The following is a 17,149-nucleotide window of genomic DNA, read 5'->3' on the forward strand; positions in this document are numbered from 1 at the left end:
ACTACAATGTATGGATGGTGAGTGAATGGATCTCTTCCAGTTTGTACATCACCTCCTGCAGCCTCGCTTTGGGAACGCCGATCTTCAGCAGGCAGAACAACTGCATTTCCTGTGCCGCCACACTGCAGCCATATTGTTTCACGATCATCATGACCTCATTCATCAACGTATAATCGAACTGCAGTTCAAACATCACTTCAATGGGTTTCTGAACAACCGGTACCAGCTGCAATACCATGGCCGCCGCTGATTTGTATGCCTGTATCAAACCCGGAACGCCAAGCAGGGTGCCGCCGAAATAACGGACCACGATTACAGCGGTATTGGTAAGCGCTTTGCTGTCTATCTGCCCGAGTATGGGCCTGCCCGCTGTACCCGAAGGCTCACCATCGTCGCTTACGCGGAAGGTATTTCCATCCCATCCCAAACGGTAGGCGAAACAATGGTGGTTTGCTTTGGGATGTTCTTTCTTCAACCGGAGAACACACTGTTTGAAATCATCCACCGACAACACAGGAAATGCATACGCAATAAATTTGCTGCCACGGTCTTTGTACTCCGCAAAAGCTGTTTTGTCTATCGTTTGATAGTAATCGGGCTCACTCATAATTTATCTCCAAAAGCAATTAAATAAATGGCAACAAGCGACAATACAATTCCCAGCCAGTTGATCCTTGACAAACGCTCCCTGAACAACAACCATGCAACCACCGAGCTGAACAACACGATGCCCATGTTGTTAACAGGAATACTGGCGCTGCTCTCCCATGGGCTTTGTTTCAAGAACCTTACCAGGCACCAGATCGAAAAATAATTCGGGATGCCGATCAATATTCCCGCCAGAACGTTCTTAAATGCGAAGGCCTGTTTTTTCCTCGCGTATTGTACCAGCAGCAAGGTAAAACCGATCGTTGCAGCAGATAAAAAACCACTGATGAGGTATGCATTGCTGTTCTCTTCGTTCACGTATTTTTTTTGTACGTGATTGATGAGCCCATCGAGCAGCCCGCTGCCGATAAACAGGATAACCGGCAACGCATATTCCCATTTTCTCCCGGATGGCTCCATCTTACGCTCCTGTTGTTTTCCCTGGTAGCAGGTAAGTACAACTGCCGCCAGCGCAAGTACCACGCCCGCAAGCTTCCAGCCCTGCACAGTTTCTCCGTAGAGGTAAACGGATAACACAACGGGTATGATGAGCGATAACTTATTGGCAACCGAAGCCACCGCAACACCGATCTTCTGCGCGGTCAATCCAACCACGTTAAAAATGGAAACAAAGAGCACACCCATCACGCAGGCCCATTTGAACCACGGAGTAGCGATGGCTTCGCTGTTGATGGGAAAACCGCCGTTCACAAAAGAACCCGTGATCACACAGGTGATGTAATTAAAAACGATCGCCTGGAAAATGCTCACCTTGTATTTTTCGCATGCCTTGAAGGCAAGTGTCAGGTAACTGGTTAGTATGATGCTGCCTATGAGATAAAGCATGTTCTGGTTGATTCGTGTTGGTTTATGGGTTTGCTTGTGCGGATGTTCTCACAAAATACTTTACGACATCCGTTCCCGCATTTTCTTCTTTTGTCATTTCTGCGTGCTGCAGCAAAGGTGCAGGCAATCCCTGCCCGGCATGCAGGGATGGGTTTGTTATAATGCGTGCCTCATCCCACAAACCCGCGTCGATAAAGGATTGCAGCAGTTTTGTTCCACCTTCCACCAACAGGCTCTGCAATCGGTGCTGGTGTGCCGCCTTCACTATTTCGTTCACCATATGGTTTGAGGCATCGATCTTTTGATAGATGAGATCACCGTTCTCTTTATTCGTCGTGCTGTTGAACACGATGGTCTTTACCGACCTGTCGAACAACCGCAAATGATGCGGCAGTCTAAGCGACAGATCAAGCACCAGGCGTGTTGGATTTTTCCCGCTCCACAGGCGGTTGGTTAAAGATGGGTCATCGAGCAACGCGGTATTTGTTCCCACCAATATCGCAGCCTCTTCGCTCCGCCATTGGTGCACGATGCGATTGGCCCGTTCCCCCGTGATGAGCAACCGCTGGCCCGTGCCGCCCGAAATTTTCCCGTCTGCCGTCTGCGCCCATTTCAAAATGATGTAGGGGCGCTTTTGCACCACAGACGTAAAGAAACGTTTGTTTAAGGCAATACAATCATGCTCAAGCACGCCGGTCACTACTTCAACACCTGCTTTTTTCAATTTCTCCACTCCTTTCCCATTCACTTCCGGGAAGGGGTCGCGGCAACCGATTACCACCTTTGGTATCCGGTGATGGATGATCAGGTCGCTGCAGGGCGGTGTCTTCCCGAAATGCGCGCAGGGTTCCAGCGAAACATACAGGGTTGACGAAGGAATAAGCGGAACATCTTTACCTGCAACAGAGGCAATACAGTTCACTTCCGCATGCGCCTTGCCATATTCCTGGTGATAACCCTCGCCAATGATGATGCCGTTGTGCACAAGAACCGCCCCAACCATCGGGTTGGGCGCAACATGACCCGCGCCCTGCCGGGCGAGGTACAGACAACGATGCATGAAAGATTCGTCGGTTGGAAGCATAACAGAATTGGCAAAAATAGCCAAATGGTGCTTAACATTGCAGCATGACCATCCAGCAGGCCCAACAACATACCGTTTCGCAGCTGCGGCTGCTGTACAGCGAGCGGGAATCTGCCAACATAGCCGACTGGGTACTTGAACATGTGACCGGCCAAAGAAGGATAGACCGTTTGATGAACAAGCAGGAAAAGCTGCCAGCCGCGCAGCAAGCGCAACTCACCTCCCTCCTTCAGCAGCTGGCCACCCATAGACCCGTGCAGTACGTGCTTGGTGAGGCCTGGTTTTCGGGCTACCGTTTTTTTGTGAACGAGCATGTTTTGATCCCGCGCCCTGAAACGGAAGAACTCGTTGAATGGGTCGCGGAAGAGATCGGTCGATCATTACATCAAAATCAAAACCTCCTCGATATCGGAACGGGAAGCGGCTGTATCCCCATTTCAATAAAGAAAAAAAATCCGGCGGTCTCGGTTACTGCAGTGGATATAAGTGAAGAAGCGTTACAGGTGGCCAAAAAAAATGCCGCCGCCCTCTCTGCAGAAGTAAATTTCATCCAACTCGATTTTTTAAACGAAGCAACATGGGATGCGTTGCCCGTGTTTGATATCATCACCAGCAATCCTCCTTACATCAAACAATCGGAAGAGAAGGAGATGTCGCAAAACGTGCTTGCATTCGAGCCCGCGATCGCGTTGTTTGTTCCCGACAACGATCCGCTGTTGTTCTACCGCCGCATCGCGGCGTTTGCTAAAAAACACCTGGCCGAAAAAGGAATGGTGTTCCTTGAGATCAATGAAGCGCTGGGCGAAGAAACCAGGCAACTGTTTGAGCAAAATGGTTTCGCAGCTGTTGTTAAAAAAGACCTCCAGGGCAAAGACAGGATGGTCATGTTACGCACTCCTGCAAACAGGTAACATTGCAATCAGTAAACATCAACGCCAGCCCTTTAAACAACAATAGCCGGTAAAGAGGTTGCAGCGCTACCGTTGTCCGCCGTTGTCAACGGCCATCACAGGTGTTGCGCCCAGTTTTTTGATCACCTGCATTACGCGGATGGCGGTGCCGAGATGGGAGGTGCTATCGCCGTTGATCACAACGGAAGGTTTATCGGTTTCTTTATCGAGATAGGTCTTGAGCTCTGTTTCGAGTTGATCGATGGCAATTTTCTTTTGTGCGAGATAAAGGTTCTGGTCCTTGTCAACCGTGATCACCACCGTTTGTTTTGATTTGGTATCGCTCTTCGCTTTCGGGTTCGAGACTTTGATCACATTGGGGTTGGCGAGGGTAGAAACGATCAGGAAGAACAACAGCAGGATGAACAGGATATCGTTCAACGCGCCCGTGTGTACCTCAGGATGACTTTTTAACCGTTTCCTTATATTCATTTCACCAAAAAATTAAAAAACAAAAATCACAATCCCACCCATCAAATAATTCCTAATTCCTAATTACCAATTCCTAATTATCGTGTTGGTTCTTGCAGAATATCGATAAACTCCGCACTTGCCGATTCCATTTTATTGGCTGTTTTATCGATCTGTGTTGTGAGTGCATTGTGGCCGATGTATGCGAGCAGGCCAATGATCAGCCCCGTTCCGGAAGTGATCATTTTTACATAGATACCGCCGGCGATGTCATTGAGTGTGAACTGTCCTGAACTGGCGATCCCGTAAAACAACTGGATCATCCCGATGATGGTTCCCAAAAACCCGAACATAGGTGCAATACCCGCAATGAGTGAAAGGATGGAAAGGTTTTTTTCCATGTTGTACATCTCCAGCTTGCCCACGTTCTCCATGCTTTTTTCGATGGCATCGATCGGTTTCCCGATGCGCTGGATGCCTTTGTCGATCATGCGCGCAACAGGGTTGTTTGTGTTTTTTGCAAGACTTCTTGCTGCGGTTACGTTCCCCGTAACAATGTTGTCACGGATGATGTTCATGAAATTGGGATCGATGCGCGAAGCTTTGCGGATGGCCAGTAAACGCTCGATGAACACAAAAATAGCAGCGATCAGCAAAAGGTACAGGGGATACATGATCCATCCCCCTTTTTCGAGGAGCGACCAAAGCGATATCTTCTCAGCAGCAGCCGGCATGGCCACCGCTTTTTGTAAAGTGTCTATCTGGAGCAGATCGAACATTGCTTAACAGTTTAGGTAAGGCTAAAATTACTTCTTCTACGAAAGAACAGCATTGTTGTGAATAAAATTGTTACGGGCTTGTGTTTTAGGAAAGCTTTTACACATTGGGGATGCCGTGCGCCGTGTGCTTGCGTCCGGGGATGGTTACGAAGCCGCCGGAAATTAAAAAAACGCCGTTACAGCGTTTTTTTAATCCGTTCGTATCCGAAAAGTACCGTTTCACTATTTGCCCGCCTCTTTCATCTTCACCATGGCCATGATCTGGCGCATGTTGTTTTCCATGCCTTCCGGGCTTCCATCGAGAAAGATAACATTGCCTTTGCCCACTTCTGCGAAGTTTTTGATGGCTTCGGTCCACATGCTGAAGAGGATCACGTTTGTATCCAGGTTTGCCTGTTTCATTTGTTCGGCGGCCTGGCTCATACCCTTGGCCACTTCCTCGCGGAAGAGGGCAACACCCTGCCCACGCAAACGCGCGGCTTCTTTTTCTGCGTTTGCAGAGATCTTGATGGCGTTGCCTTCCGCCTCCGCCGCTTTTGTTTTGGTAATAAGCAATGCCTGTCCTTCGTTTTCAGCAGCAGCCTTCAGGTTATTGCTGGCAACAACCTTGCTCATGCTGTCCATGATCTGCTGATCGAATGTAATATCGTTGATCTGAAGATCCTGCAAATGGTAGCCCCAGCTTTCGAGCGACTGGTCGATCTGCTCTTTCACAAACTCCACGATCTCCCTGCGCAGCACCAATATTTCGGCCTGTCTTTTTGTTGCCACAAAACCACGGATGCTGCCTTCTACCGTTCTGATCAGCGCCTGCATCAGGTCTTTATCGCTGATGAATTTAAATGCCACATTCTTAACCGTTTCTTCTTCCTGGTTAAGCACAGAATACAGCAACATGCTTTTGAAATATACATTGGCCTGGTCGAGCGTAACGGCCTGGAACTCGAGCTCTACAGAGCGGTTCTGGATGCTCACGGTTTTAAAAACCTGTTCAACGATCGGCAGCTTAAAACTCAATCCCGGTCGCAGGATGCGGCGGTATTTACCAAACATGGTGATCACCGCGATGGTTCCCTGGTTAACGGTAACAAGCCCGCTGAAAACAATGATGACGCCCACCAGCACCCACCAGTATTGGGCAAGTATGTTCATGAAATTCATGGTCAGTCGTTTTAGTGATATGAATGTAACGGTTAGTAGCGAGAATGTTTAAAATATTACACCTGCAACGGATCACGTTCGCGCAGCACAACCATGTTCACGTATGATGATCCCGGAATGCATAGCCATCCAACCAAACCATAATGCGCTGCATCCTACTAAGTTTCCCGGTTCCTTGTTACCGCCGTTCAATTCCCGGCTTCTTCCCACACCCCAACCAGTGCAACGAGCATGGAAACGGCTTTCTCCATGTCGCGCGCCCCTATCCATTCGTGTTTGCTGTGTATGGCCTGCATGCCGGTAAAAAGATTCGGGCAGGGCAGTCCCATAAAACTCAGGCGGCTGCCATCTGTGCCGCCACGTATCGGTTCCCTGGTTACAGAAAGGCCAACGCGTTCATAAGCGGTAGCCGCGTGTTGCGCTATGTGCGGGTACCGGTCAAGCACTTCTTTCATATTCCGGTATTGCTCCTGCACCTCAAACTGCATCGTGGCCCTGGGGTACCTGGCAAGTACGGTCTCCGCGATTTTTTTCAGCTTTTGTTCGTGTACCGCCAGTTGCTTCGTATCAAAATCGCGGATGATGAATTCGAGCGTGGCTTTTTCAGCGAGCCCTTCCATGTGCAGCGGGTGAACAAAACCCTGTTTGCCATCTGTTGTTTCCGGCGACCATTCATTCCCCGGCAATGCGGCTAAAATTTCCCCCGCAATTTTCAGGGCGTTCACAAGTTTGTTTTTTGCATAACCCGGGTGCGCGATCACGCCGTTGATGGTGATCACCACGCCGTCTGCGCTGAACGTTTCATCTTCGAAAGTGCCCAGCTCCCCGCCATCCAGCGTGTAGGCAAAATCGGCGCCCAGCTTTCGCAGGTCCAGCTTCGCGGTTCCTTTACCCACTTCTTCGTCGGGTGTAAACAATATCTTGATCGTGCCGTGTTTTACTTCGGGGTGTTTGGTGAGATGGTCGGCGAGCGACATGATCTCTGCAACCCCGGCCTTATCATCAGCGCCAAGCAATGTTAACCCGCTCGCCGTAATGATGCTGTTGCCAATGTGTTCTTTGAGATAAGGATAATCTTTCATGGAGATGACCTGCGAAGGATCATCGGGCAACACAATATCGTTACCATTGTAATCCATGTACAGGATGGGTTTTACATGCGTGCCGCTGCAATCCGGCGCCGTATCCACATGACTGCAGAAGCAGATCACCGGAACCTTTTTGTTTGTATTGGAAGGAATGGTTGCGTACACGTATCCGAACGCATCTGCGTGCGCGTCTGCAAGGCCCATCGCCAGCAACTCGGAGGCAAGCAATTGCGAGAGCTGTTTTTGTTTCGCGGTACTTGGGTGTGTATTGCTCTGCGGATCACTCTGAGTATCGATCTGCACATAACGCATGAATCTTTCTACAACGGTCATTCTTATGTTTTATTGGTTTATCGCTGATGGTTGCTTCATTCAGAATCTTTTATAAAAATACAATATCTCCGTACCAATTAACAGGTAAACAACAAACCTGCTTGCGCACTTGCAAATCCCGGAACCATTTTCTATTTTGTATGCAATCAAAACTCCCCTTATGAAAAGAGCTTTATTAGGATCTATCGTTGGTGGCCTGCTGATCTTTTTATGGCAAACGCTTTCGTGGACCGTTCTCGACCTGCACCGGCCGGCGCAGGATTATACACCGAAGCAAGACAGCATCATGGCCGTTCTCAATGCAACGCTTACCGAAGGCGGTTACCTGATGCCGATGGCCCCAAAAGGCGCGTCTATGGATGAGACCAGGGCGAAGATGGAAGCCTCCGTGGGCAAACCATGGGCATCCATACAATACCACCGGTCGCTGAATGCAGACAATAACCAAATGTACATGAACATGGGGCGGGGATATGTTACCACTGTCATTATGGTATGGCTGCTTTGCTGGATCCTCGCTAAATCGAACCGCGCCGGTTTCGGAACTATTTTCCTGGCCTGTATTTTCACCGGCCTCATCGTATTCATCAATGTTCCTTACACAACCCATATCTGGTACCAGACCTTCGATACAAAGGCACACCTGGTAGATGCATTGGCAAGCTGGGGACTGTGTGGATTGTGGCTGGGGTATTGGCTCGGAAGAAAATAGCGTTTCAGCAGATCGTATCAAACAAAAAGCCCGGCGAAATTCACCGGGCTTTTTCAATATGGGTTTACTGATGCCAGAAAGGTTTAAGGCATAATGATCAACGGCTTGCTACCGGAGATCTCCACCAGTTCGAGGTCGAAGATCAGGTCTTCGCCGGCAAGCGGGTGGTTGGCATCGAGCACAACGGCTTCGTCTTTTACGGCAACGATCACAACAGGAAAATTTTGTCCCTGTCCATTGCTCATGTTCAACTGCATGCCCACTTCAGGAGTCATGTCTGCAGGGAATTTGTCTTTCGGAAACTCCATGATCATCTCTTCCTGTTTAGGCCCGTACGCTTCGTCTGCAGGTATGTGAATGGTTTTTTTCTCACCAGCGGCCATTCCGGTTACGCCGGCATCGAAGCCTGGGATGACCATACCACTGCCTACTTCAAACTCAAGTGGTTCGCGGCCTTCAGATGAATCGAAGGTTGTACCGTCTGTCAATTTGCCGTGATAGTGGATCTTAACCGTATCACCTTTTTTTACTTGTTGCATGTTTACTTTTTTATGAATAATGGGGAGCCCGGCTCTTGTTCTCTTTTCAGCTTTCGTTGCGTCGCACACTTCGGCTGCAGAACAGGAACCTGCTATATGAACAGCTGCCCGAAACGGCAAAAGTACAATCCTAAATCAAGAACAGGCAAGTATTTTTGATTAACTTTCGCCCTCAATGCTTTCTTATGAATAAAATGATGCCCGCATTGGTCGCAGGCCTGTGTCTTGCCTTCTTTTTTCCACCTGCCACACCTGCCCAGTCCACCGCCACGCCTTTACCCGCCGCCTACCGCACCAATGTATACGTGCCCCTGCTGAAAGGCAAACGGATCGGCATTTTTGCCAATCATACCGCCACCATTGGCAACAGGCACCTGGTTGATACATTGCTTTCGCTGGGACTCAAGATCACCAAGGCATTCGGCCCCGAACATGGCTTTCGCGGAACGGCCGATGCGGGTGAAAAAGTGGAGAATTACAACGATCCATCCACCGGCATTCCTGTTATTTCCCTGTACGGTAAAAAAAGAAAGCCAACACCCGAAGACCTCGCCGATGTAGATGTTCTTTTATTCGATATCCAGGATGTGGGAACCCGGTTCTACACTTTTATTTCCTCGCTCCAGGAATTCATGGAGGCCGCTTTTGAAAACAGCAAACCGCTCATGATCCTCGACCGTCCCAACCCCAACGGTTTTTACGTAGATGGCCCGGTTCTCGATACAGCCTATAAAAGTTTTGTGGGCATGCAGCCCGTTCCGGTTGTGTACGGCATGACCGTAGCTGAGTATGCCATGATGATCGCAGGCGAAAAATGGTTGTCGCCAAAGGCGAATGAAAAACACGATTACTACAAACGTGCGGCCAATTCAAAAGACACTGCCTTTCATTTCCAGGTCATCAAATGCGCGAACTATACGCACAGGAGCAGGTACAAGCTGCCCATCAAACCCTCTCCCAACCTGCCTGATGAGGCCTGTGTATACTGGTATGCAAGCACCTGTTTCTTTGAAGGAACGGTGTTGAGCGAGGGGCGCGGAACGGACCACCCCTTCGCCATTTTCGGGCATCCATCCTTACCAAAAAACCTGTACCCGTTCTCTTTCACACCCACCAGCCGCGATGGTGCCAAAGAGCCCAAACTAAAGGGACAGGAATGCAATGGAATGGATCTTTATGCGCAGTATATGTCTGGCAAAGGTGTCCAGGGAAAACTGAGTATCGATATCCTGATCAACGCCTACAAAGCGTTTCCTGACAAAGAAAAATTCTTCACGCTTCCTAAGAGCGGCAACCCGGATAAATCTTTTTTCAACCTCCTCGCCGGCGGAAACGAACTGATGGCCCAGCTAAAAGCCGGCAAAACCGAACAAGAGATCCGCGCAAGCTGGCAACCCAGGCTGGATGCATTTAAGGCAATAAGGAAAAAGTATTTGTTTTACCAAGACTTTGAATAATTAGGAATTAGAAATTAGGAATTAGGAATTAAAGATCAACAACAACAATCAACCACTAACAACCACTAACAATTACTAATTACTAATTCCTAATTCCTAATTGGTAATTGCATTTCCTATCTTCGTTCCATGCAAAAAAATCTACGCATCGTTTTCATGGGCACGCCTGATTTTGCCGTTGCATCCCTGGATGCGCTGGTAAATGCGGGCTTCCAGGTTGTTGGTGTGGTTACGGCGCCTGATAAACCTGCGGGGCGCGGCATGAAGCTGACGGAAAGCGCGGTCAAAAAATATGCGGTTGAAAAGAACCTCAACATTCTTCAGCCCGAAAAATTAAAGGACCCTGCGTTCATCGAACAGCTGCGCGCATTGCAGGCAGATCTGCAGATCGTTGTTGCCTTCCGTATGCTTCCGGAGATCGTGTGGAACATGCCACCGTTGGGAACGGTTAACCTGCATGGCTCCCTGCTCCCGCAATACCGCGGCGCGGCGCCTATTCATTGGGCGGTGATCAATGGAGAGAAAGAAACAGGCGTTACCACCTTCAAACTCAAACACGAAATTGATACCGGCGATATTTTGTTACAGCAAAGTTTCCCCATCGGTGATGATGAAACAACAGGAGAAGTGCACGACCGCATGAAACTGATCGGGGCCGGCCTGCTGGTAGAAACGGTAAAACGACTATCGAACGGCAATGCAGAAGAAACAGCGCAGGCGTCGATCATGCAAGCAACTTCTGAACTTAAGCATGCGCCTAAAATATTTACAGAAACCTGCCAAATCAACTGGAACCAGCCCGCAGAAAAGATCCACAATTTCATCCGCGGGCTCTCTCCTTTTCCCGGGGCACTTACCTCGCTTGATGGAAAGATCCTGAAAGTATACAGGAGCAAAAAAGAAATTGCATCACACCATCACCCGGCAGGCAAGCTGTTATCGGATGGAAAAACATTTTTGAAATTTGCGTGTACAGACGGGTACGTTCATGTGCTGGATCTGCAACTGGAAGGAAAAAAAAGAATGCTTGCAGCAGATTTTTTAAGAGGGTATCACCTTAATGCGCGATAGCATGTTTTGAGAACACGCCGATACCACGCAACTGCAAACGCTCCATGGCAAGCGCAGGCATGTTACAATAGCTTCCGCTTCAATTCATCGGCTTCCACTACACCTTGTTTGCGCCATACTTCTTTTCCATTCCTGTAAATAATAAACGTGGGGATCAGTTCGATCTTCTGGTCCTTCATCACATCCGTGGCATTGTCTGCATTGATCTGCGCGAGTTTGAATTTACCCGCAAGCTCGGCCTGCAGTTTTTTGAGCACGGGTTGCATCTGCCTGCACGGCGGGCACCATTCTGCACCAAAGTCCACCAGCGTAACGCCCGGCGCGGCAGTAATTTCGTGGAATTTCTCCAGCGTCAATTGTACGGAAGCAGCAGGCGCATCAATGGGTTTGCCTTCCATTTTCCAGGCGTTGATGCCTCCTTTGAGGTTCTGAACGCTCGTAAACCCATTGTCGCGCATCCATTTCGCGGCAGCATCGCTGCGTACACCGGAGGCGCAGTAAACAAGCACCGGTTTTGTTTTATCGAGGTATTTGATGCGGTCTGCAAACTCATCTTTCTTCAACCAATCAGCCTGCAATGCATTTTTGAGATGGCCCGATTTGAACTCGTTTGCCGTGCGAACATCCAGCAGTTGCGGTTTTTCGTTGTTGATCTTTTTTTCAAAATCGGAAGCAGGAATGTTTTCCTGCGCATGCAGCGCTGTTGTACCCAGCAGCAGGAGAAACACGAAACACGCAAGGTTCTTTTTCATAACACTATTCAAAATAAGTAACGGTAACGGTAAATTTCTCACCTGTTAAACCCAATGCGGATGCCGCAGAGTTGCTCAGGCGCAGCAACAGACCACCGGCGCCTTTTGTTTCCTGCAGCGGCCCCAGTACCATTGCGCAGATGCTTTTGTTGGCCGTGCCGGTGATGCGTACGATCGTTTTGGGTTCAACATCATTCATCAGTACATAGAACTTCCTGTCGGTCCACCCACTGATGGTTTTAAACACAGCTGCATCCCCCGAACGGAACTGCTGGGTTTTCTCTTTGGGATGATCGGCATAACCCGCCGCAAAGAAACCTTCATCGCCTTCTTTGGGAACATAGTCTGTATTGGCTTCAACCACTGCTTTTTTCTCCGCAGGTTTTTCCTTTTTTTCAGCAACCGGCGGATCTGCGGTCACATCGTTCTTTACAGGTATCGGTACAGGTGTGTTTTTTTGTTCCGGGGAGATCTTATCGGCCGCGGGCGGCGTTGTTTGATTGAGGGCCACAGCGGCATTGCTGTTTTTCTTAGGTTCCGGTTTTGCTTCCGTTACCGGCGCATCGTTGCTCAATACAACCTGTGATTCTTCTTTTTTCGTTTCTGTTTTCTTTTCGGCAACGGCGGTTTGTTTTGCATTCACCATATATCCTACAATGATCTGCTGGCCATTCTTCACCACATCTTTTTTCAAACCGTTCCAGCTGCGGATCGATGCAAGCGGCACTTTGTAGTAGGCCTGGCTCACTTTAAACAGGTTATCGCCTTTGCCGATCACGTGTACAACAGGTTCGGTGTTATCGCCGGCATGTTGCAGGAGGTTGTCTTTTGTAACGGGGATCTTGATCTCCGTACCCTTCGGGAAAGGCTTTGCGGCATTGATGTTGATCTTGTTGTAGGAGGCTATCTTTTTAACCGACAAACCAAAGCCATTGCTGATTGCCTGCAGCGATTCCTTTCCGTTTGCCTTGTACACAACAAAACGGTCGTTGGCCTTGCCCTTTATGAACAGTTTTTCCTGCGCAGCCGCCTGGAGCGAGAACAAACAGGCAAGCAGCCAGGTATATTTTTTAATGCTTGATAAAATAGCCATACGCAAATTTACTCTTTTAAAATTCTCCATTCGGCAGGATAATAATTATTGACACGGTTGGGTAAAACTTTCACCCACCCCAGCGGCAATCCACCAAAACCCACGAGGTTCCAGCCTTTTTGCGCATCGGGTAAACTGATCTCTTTGCGGCGAAGGTATTGAAGCGCCTGTTCCTTTGTAAGACCGGTGATTGAAAATCCTTTGGCCAGTGCGCTCAGGGCCAGTTCGTGCGCGGGTATCACATCCCTGCCCTTAATGGAGCCGATCTCTACACCTGCTTTTTTTATGTATAAACATTTTGCCAGTACCTGCAGCTCGCGCAGCCATTGCTTACGGATCGCACGGATGGATTCTCCCTGCTTAAACATTGTAAATGTTGCGGGGAGCTCTATGAACGATTGCAATTGCTGCAACTCCTGTTTCGACAACTGCGTTAATGCCTGTTCCTTCGTGCGCAACTCCTCTGCCGCTTCTTTTTTCTGAAACGCGGCAATGAAAAACCCTTCTCCTTTTACCCGGTCGGGATAAAAACGGTAACCATACGCATTTGCAACCGGTGATTGCGTTTCAACAATCTGCCAGGAAGGATCAATGTTGATCTTCCTGTTCTCCATGTTCATCGCCGTTACGAGCCAGTCTGCGATCGCTTCGTCTTCTTCAACAGAATAAGAACAGGTTGAATAGATCAATATGCCGTTTTCTTTTAACGCGGGCAGCACATCGGCCAGGATCCTTTGCTGGCGCTGGCTGCAGAGCTGCACGTTTCCCTCGCTCCATTCGTTCACTGCGCCGGGGTCTTTGCGGAAAAGGCCGCTGCCGCTACAGGGCGCATCGATCACCATCACATCAAAATAACCGGGCAGCGCACGGAAATGCGAAGGATCATTGTTGGTTACGATCACCTGGTCGCTTCCCCATTTGCCGGTGTTCTCAACCAATACCGCTGCGCGGGATTTGATCACTTCGTTGGCCACTACCAATCCATCTGTAAAATACGAAGCCAGTAAAGTGCTTTTTCCGCCCGGCGCCGCACAGAGATCGAGCACTTTTTTCGAGGTATCGTTTCCAATCAATGCTCCCAGTGCATGCCATAAAAACATACTGCTTGCTTCCTGAACATAATAGGCACCGGCATGGAACAGTGGGTCCAGGGTAAAAGAGGGGCGGCTCGACAGGTAGTATCCATACGGGCACCAGGGCACAGGTGTTTTGTTCCACTCGTCGTTCTCCACGGCTTTATCGGGATTCAGTCGCACGGACGTAACCTGTTCACCCGAAGCATGCACCTGCTCAAAGGGTTCCTTTCTGAAACCTTTCACATGCTCAAGTGATCTCAATAACTCTTGTGGAAGCGGCATCTTCAAAAATACGCTATATACGCAGAACGGCGAACAGCGGTCAGCATCTTCGCCAACCGGTGTTTACTAAAACCTGATCGTGAAATGTTGCTTTACTTTCTGTTCTTTCCGGAAGAATACGAGGCCGATGAAAAAAAGATCGATGCTCAGTGTTACGGCGCTATCGTTTTTTATTTCTTCCCATGCCTGTTCCATTTCCTTGCTCCAATGGATATCGTCGAAGATGAGGATGGAATGTTCGTGCATGGCAGGCAATAAGGAATGGTAGTAGCGAACGGTGGGTTCGTAACGGTGGTTCCCGTCTACAAAGGCGAAATCGATACGCTTTAATTTTTCGATGGTTGCGGGAAGCGTTTTATCAAAATTTCCTTCTACCAGTTCGATGTTGTGAAGGGATAGCTTGCCAAAATTCGTTCTTGCGGTGGCGGCCACCTCTTTCGCGCCTTCCATCGTAACCACTTTTGCATCCGCTTTTGCGGAAGCGAGGTACGAGGTTGTTATACCAAGCGAGGTGCCCAGTTCCAACAATACCGATGGTTGGTAATGGGCAATGATGCGAAACAGGAGCTGCCCGAATTTCTTTGGTTTGAGAGAGGAATGGGCAATGTCTTTGATGCTTCTCACATTGTTTTTCTTCACACGCGAGCCTGCGCCAAAATCTTCGATGGTAAGTTTTGTTTCATCGCCGAGCAATGCAGTGCGCAGTTGTTCAACCTGTTCGTAGGCATAAAAATGCCTGTTGTCGTTCATCACCTTCGTGATCAGTTCAAAAACAAAAGGCGAATGCATCCCATGCCCCTTTCCGTTTGAGGCGGTGAAAAAATATTTCAGGTAACGCAATCCCAGTTGAAAAGGTGAATACATTTATCGCGATTGAAAAGGTAATTTTTTCAGCAGCCAAAGTAACGCATAAACAAAACAAAACAAGCTCAGGTAAAACGGAATCTTCAAAGAAAGATCAAAAGTGTTCCAGGTATGGAGCGGTTGGTTATGGTACAAAAGGAACAGCATGATCAAACAAAAGAACACGTTCCGCCTTACCCAACCGATGAGTGCAAAAAACGGCAGCACCATGAGCAGCAACAAACGGATGGATGCGGGATCAAGCGGCCTGTCTACGGCAGGTGGAAGCTGTCCAAACTCTTTTACGAGGTAGTAAAACCCGATCATCTGCCTAATCAGGAAAATGGCATGGCCGATCAACAAAAGATTGGCCACCGCGATGGCGTTCCTGCTGTAACGCCTTACGCGTTCTTTACCCAGCCACAACAACAAAAGGTAAATGGGAACGGTAACGCTGTATGCTACATGAATAAACTCCATAGGTAAATTAGACGGAACAGGAACACGGGGTTCGGAACAGGTTCGGCTTAGCTATTGTTCCTGGCCCACAGTTGAAAATGGTAGGCATACTTGTGTTTTGCATCTGCCGGATGCGATTGATTGGAGACCATTTTCCATTTTGATGGATCCAGCTCCGGGAAAAATGCATCGCCATCCAGCACCGCATCTACGCGGGTGAGGTAAATTTTATCAGCCGTTTCCATCGCCTCTTTGAAAATCTCACCGCCGCCAATCACGAACGATTCTTTGTAATCCGCTGCTGCAGCGGCTTTCAGCGCTTCGTCGAGCGAATGCACAACGGTGGCGCCCGGGAGCTGCAATCCCTGCTGGCGCGTGATCACGATGTTCAACCGGCCGGGCAGGGGTTTGCCAAGCGATTCGAATGTCTTCCTTCCCATCAATACAGGCATGGCCCATGTTGTGTTTTTGAAAAACTTCATGTCGTTGGGCAAACTCCACAACAACTGGTTGTTTTTTCCAATCACATGGTTTGTGGATGCGGCAACGATGAGAGAAACAACCATTTTTAATTAGGAATTAGTAATTAGGAATTAAGAATTAGGAATTTGGTTCATTATACTGCCACGGGTGCTTTGATGGGGGGGTGGTGTTCGTAATTTTCCAGGGTAAAATCTTCGAAACGAAAACTGAAAATATCTTTTACGTTGGGGTTGAGTTTCATGGTGGGAAGGGGATACGGCTCGCGCGTGAGTTGCAGGCGGGCCTGGTCGATGTGGTTGTTGTAAAGGTGCACGTCGCCAAAGCTGTGTACAAAGTCTCCGTATTCCAATCCGCATACCTGTGCAACCATCATCGTCAGCAATGCATACGATGCAATGTTGAAAGGAACGCCAAGGAAAACATCTGCGCTTCTTTGGTAAAGCTGGCAACTGAGTTTTCCGTCGGCTACATAGAACTGGAACAAGGTATGGCAAGGCATCAATGCCATCCTGGGCAGTTCTGCAACGTTCCATGCGCTCACGATGAGGCGGCGGCTGTCGGGATTTTTTTTAATCTGGGCGATGAGGTCCGTAACCTGGTCGGTAACGGTTCCATCCGCACCTTCCCACCTGCGCCATTGTTTCCCGTATACAGGGCCCAGTTCGCCGTTTTCATCGGCCCATTCGTCCCATATACTTACTTTATGATCGTTGAGGTATTTGATGTTCGTATCGCCCTGTAAAAACCAGAGCAATTCGTAAACGATGCTCCTGAGATGCAGTTTCTTCGTGGTCACCATCGGGAAACCTTTCTGTAAATTAAAACGCATCTGGTATCCAAAACAGCTGATGGTACCTGTGCCCGTACGGTCGGTCTTCTGTGTGCCGTTCTCTAAAATATGCCGGAGTAATTGCTGGTATTGCTGCATGCATGCAAATTACACCGTATTCATTGATGATGGCAATATTGGGGAGAACCTGTGAATATTGATGGGATCAGGAGGAAGCTGCTTTAACGGTACAACCTGGAAGCACTGGACCGGGCAGGATATTGGCCTCGAACTTTTAAATTCACAGCTCCTG

The 17,149-nt window shown here is 48.8% G+C and carries 19 protein-coding genes; 4 read left to right on the forward strand and 15 right to left on the reverse strand.

What is annotated here, in order from left to right; translation table 11 throughout:
• Window position 1: 1 nt before the first annotated feature.
• Genes GWC95_RS14985 through ribD form a run of 3 tightly spaced genes read right to left on the reverse strand, consistent with a single transcriptional unit; the run spans window position 2 to window position 2,578 of the window.
• Window positions 2–607: an IMPACT family protein gene (locus GWC95_RS14985; RefSeq protein WP_161819530.1), complete on the reverse strand. Its 606-nt coding sequence runs from the start codon at window positions 605–607 to the stop codon at window positions 2–4.
• Window positions 604–1,494 (reverse strand): EamA family transporter, encoded by an 891-nt coding sequence (locus GWC95_RS14990; protein ID WP_161819531.1) that lies wholly within the window; start codon window positions 1,492–1,494, stop codon window positions 604–606. Before GWC95_RS14990 ends, GWC95_RS14985 begins: the two co-directional genes overlap by 4 nt.
• A 22-nt stretch (window positions 1,495–1,516) precedes the next feature.
• The gene (ribD, locus tag GWC95_RS14995) at window positions 1,517–2,578 is read right to left on the reverse strand and encodes a bifunctional diaminohydroxyphosphoribosylaminopyrimidine deaminase/5-amino-6-(5-phosphoribosylamino)uracil reductase RibD (protein ID WP_262886306.1); all 1,062 of its coding nucleotides are present in this window, start codon (window positions 2,576–2,578) and stop codon (window positions 1,517–1,519) included.
• A 44-nt stretch (window positions 2,579–2,622) separates the two neighbouring features.
• Between ribD and prmC the strand changes: the two genes are divergently transcribed.
• Window positions 2,623–3,489, forward strand: a complete 867-nt coding sequence (prmC, locus tag GWC95_RS15000) for a peptide chain release factor N(5)-glutamine methyltransferase (protein ID WP_161819533.1) — start codon at window positions 2,623–2,625, stop codon at window positions 3,487–3,489.
• 66 nt (window positions 3,490–3,555) lie between these two features.
• Here prmC and GWC95_RS15005 read toward each other — a convergent pair whose 3' ends face one another.
• From GWC95_RS15005 to pepT, 4 genes are all read right to left on the reverse strand, one after another.
• Complete coding sequence (locus tag GWC95_RS15005) at window positions 3,556–3,960, reverse strand: ExbD/TolR family protein (protein WP_161819534.1); 405 nt, start codon at window positions 3,958–3,960, stop codon at window positions 3,556–3,558.
• A 77-nt stretch (window positions 3,961–4,037) separates the two neighbouring features.
• Window positions 4,038–4,718, reverse strand: coding sequence for a MotA/TolQ/ExbB proton channel family protein (locus GWC95_RS15010; RefSeq protein WP_161819535.1), 681 nt, complete (start codon window positions 4,716–4,718; stop codon window positions 4,038–4,040).
• Window positions 4,719–4,940: 222 nt separating this feature from the next.
• Window positions 4,941–5,879, reverse strand: a complete 939-nt coding sequence (locus GWC95_RS15015; RefSeq protein ID WP_237722169.1) for an SPFH domain-containing protein — start codon at window positions 5,877–5,879, stop codon at window positions 4,941–4,943.
• A 188-nt stretch (window positions 5,880–6,067) separates the two neighbouring features.
• The gene (pepT, locus tag GWC95_RS15020) at window positions 6,068–7,300 is read right to left on the reverse strand and encodes a peptidase T (RefSeq protein WP_161819536.1); all 1,233 of its coding nucleotides are present in this window, start codon (window positions 7,298–7,300) and stop codon (window positions 6,068–6,070) included.
• A gap of 160 nt (window positions 7,301–7,460) precedes the next feature.
• Here pepT and GWC95_RS15025 point away from each other — a divergent pair, with 160 nt between their 5' ends.
• Window positions 7,461–8,012, forward strand: a complete 552-nt coding sequence (locus tag GWC95_RS15025) for a hypothetical protein (RefSeq protein WP_161819537.1) — start codon at window positions 7,461–7,463, stop codon at window positions 8,010–8,012.
• A gap of 83 nt (window positions 8,013–8,095) precedes the next feature.
• Here GWC95_RS15025 and GWC95_RS15030 read toward each other — a convergent pair whose 3' ends face one another.
• Window positions 8,096–8,551 (reverse strand): FKBP-type peptidyl-prolyl cis-trans isomerase, encoded by a 456-nt coding sequence (locus tag GWC95_RS15030; protein ID WP_161819538.1) that lies wholly within the window; start codon window positions 8,549–8,551, stop codon window positions 8,096–8,098.
• A 185-nt stretch (window positions 8,552–8,736) separates the two neighbouring features.
• On the opposite strand from GWC95_RS15030, the gene GWC95_RS15035 reads away from it, so the two are divergent.
• Both GWC95_RS15035 and fmt read left to right on the forward strand, forming a co-directional pair.
• Window positions 8,737–10,008, forward strand: a complete 1,272-nt coding sequence (locus GWC95_RS15035; protein ID WP_161819539.1) for an exo-beta-N-acetylmuramidase NamZ family protein — start codon at window positions 8,737–8,739, stop codon at window positions 10,006–10,008.
• Between the two features lie 129 nt (window positions 10,009–10,137).
• Window positions 10,138–11,079 carry a methionyl-tRNA formyltransferase gene (fmt, locus tag GWC95_RS15040; protein ID WP_237722170.1) on the forward strand — a complete coding sequence of 314 codons (942 nt, stop codon included), beginning with the start codon at window positions 10,138–10,140 and terminating at the stop codon, window positions 11,077–11,079.
• 62 nt (window positions 11,080–11,141) lie between these two features.
• Here the strand turns inward: fmt and GWC95_RS15045 are convergent, their stop codons facing one another.
• The 7 genes from GWC95_RS15045 to GWC95_RS15075 form a co-directional block, all read right to left on the reverse strand.
• Complete coding sequence (locus tag GWC95_RS15045) at window positions 11,142–11,831, reverse strand: thioredoxin domain-containing protein (protein ID WP_161819540.1); 690 nt, start codon at window positions 11,829–11,831, stop codon at window positions 11,142–11,144.
• A 4-nt stretch (window positions 11,832–11,835) separates the two neighbouring features.
• Window positions 11,836–12,924, reverse strand: coding sequence for a LysM peptidoglycan-binding domain-containing protein (locus GWC95_RS15050; protein ID WP_161819541.1), 1,089 nt, complete (start codon window positions 12,922–12,924; stop codon window positions 11,836–11,838).
• Window positions 12,925–12,932: 8 nt separating this feature from the next.
• Complete coding sequence (locus tag GWC95_RS15055) at window positions 12,933–14,282, reverse strand: methyltransferase RsmF C-terminal domain-like protein (RefSeq protein ID WP_161819542.1); 1,350 nt, start codon at window positions 14,280–14,282, stop codon at window positions 12,933–12,935.
• Between the two features lie 66 nt (window positions 14,283–14,348).
• Window positions 14,349–15,146, reverse strand: coding sequence for an O-methyltransferase (locus GWC95_RS15060; RefSeq protein WP_161819543.1), 798 nt, complete (start codon window positions 15,144–15,146; stop codon window positions 14,349–14,351).
• Entirely contained in the window at window positions 15,147–15,605 is a 459-nt protein-coding gene (locus GWC95_RS15065; protein WP_161819544.1) for a hypothetical protein, read from the reverse strand.
• 47 nt (window positions 15,606–15,652) lie between these two features.
• Window positions 15,653–16,150, reverse strand: a complete 498-nt coding sequence (locus GWC95_RS15070) for a dihydrofolate reductase (protein WP_161819545.1) — start codon at window positions 16,148–16,150, stop codon at window positions 15,653–15,655.
• A gap of 50 nt (window positions 16,151–16,200) precedes the next feature.
• Complete coding sequence (locus tag GWC95_RS15075; RefSeq protein WP_161819546.1) at window positions 16,201–16,995, reverse strand: thymidylate synthase; 795 nt, start codon at window positions 16,993–16,995, stop codon at window positions 16,201–16,203.
• Window positions 16,996–17,149 lie beyond the last annotated feature (154 nt).

The sequence above is a fragment of the Sediminibacterium roseum genome, assembly GCF_009939005.1.
GTDB lineage: Bacteria > Bacteroidota > Bacteroidia > Chitinophagales > Chitinophagaceae > Sediminibacterium > Sediminibacterium roseum.

Bases quoted from the DNA above. Each gene is read 5' to 3' on its own strand.
- GWC95_RS15005 (WP_161819534.1), bottom strand. From the start codon at position 3,960: ATGAATATAAGGAAACGGTTAAAAAGTCATCCTGAGGTACACACGGGC.
- GWC95_RS15010 (WP_161819535.1), bottom strand. From the start codon at position 4,718: ATGTTCGATCTGCTCCAGATAGACACTTTACAAAAAGCGGTGGCCATG.
- GWC95_RS15035 (WP_161819539.1), top strand. From the start codon at position 8,737: ATGAATAAAATGATGCCCGCATTGGTCGCAGGCCTGTGTCTTGCCTTC.
- GWC95_RS15045 (WP_161819540.1), bottom strand. From the start codon at position 11,831: ATGAAAAAGAACCTTGCGTGTTTCGTGTTTCTCCTGCTGCTGGGTACA.
- GWC95_RS15050 (WP_161819541.1), bottom strand. From the start codon at position 12,924: ATGGCTATTTTATCAAGCATTAAAAAATATACCTGGCTGCTTGCCTGT.
- GWC95_RS15030 (WP_161819538.1), bottom strand. From the start codon at position 8,551: ATGCAACAAGTAAAAAAAGGTGATACGGTTAAGATCCACTATCACGGC.
- ribD (WP_262886306.1), bottom strand. From the start codon at position 2,578: ATGCTTCCAACCGACGAATCTTTCATGCATCGTTGTCTGTACCTCGCC.
- GWC95_RS14985 (WP_161819530.1), bottom strand. From the start codon at position 607: ATGAGTGAGCCCGATTACTATCAAACGATAGACAAAACAGCTTTTGCG.
- prmC (WP_161819533.1), top strand. From the start codon at position 2,623: ATGACCATCCAGCAGGCCCAACAACATACCGTTTCGCAGCTGCGGCTG.
- GWC95_RS15055 (WP_161819542.1), bottom strand. From the start codon at position 14,282: ATGCCGCTTCCACAAGAGTTATTGAGATCACTTGAGCATGTGAAAGGT.
- fmt (WP_237722170.1), top strand. From the start codon at position 10,138: ATGCAAAAAAATCTACGCATCGTTTTCATGGGCACGCCTGATTTTGCC.
- GWC95_RS15075 (WP_161819546.1), bottom strand. From the start codon at position 16,995: ATGCAGCAATACCAGCAATTACTCCGGCATATTTTAGAGAACGGCACA.
- GWC95_RS15015 (WP_237722169.1), bottom strand. From the start codon at position 5,879: ATGAATTTCATGAACATACTTGCCCAATACTGGTGGGTGCTGGTGGGC.
- GWC95_RS15065 (WP_161819544.1), bottom strand. From the start codon at position 15,605: ATGGAGTTTATTCATGTAGCATACAGCGTTACCGTTCCCATTTACCTT.
- GWC95_RS15025 (WP_161819537.1), top strand. From the start codon at position 7,461: ATGAAAAGAGCTTTATTAGGATCTATCGTTGGTGGCCTGCTGATCTTT.
- GWC95_RS15060 (WP_161819543.1), bottom strand. From the start codon at position 15,146: ATGTATTCACCTTTTCAACTGGGATTGCGTTACCTGAAATATTTTTTC.
- GWC95_RS14990 (WP_161819531.1), bottom strand. From the start codon at position 1,494: ATGCTTTATCTCATAGGCAGCATCATACTAACCAGTTACCTGACACTT.
- pepT (WP_161819536.1), bottom strand. From the start codon at position 7,300: ATGACCGTTGTAGAAAGATTCATGCGTTATGTGCAGATCGATACTCAG.
- GWC95_RS15070 (WP_161819545.1), bottom strand. From the start codon at position 16,150: ATGGTTGTTTCTCTCATCGTTGCCGCATCCACAAACCATGTGATTGGA.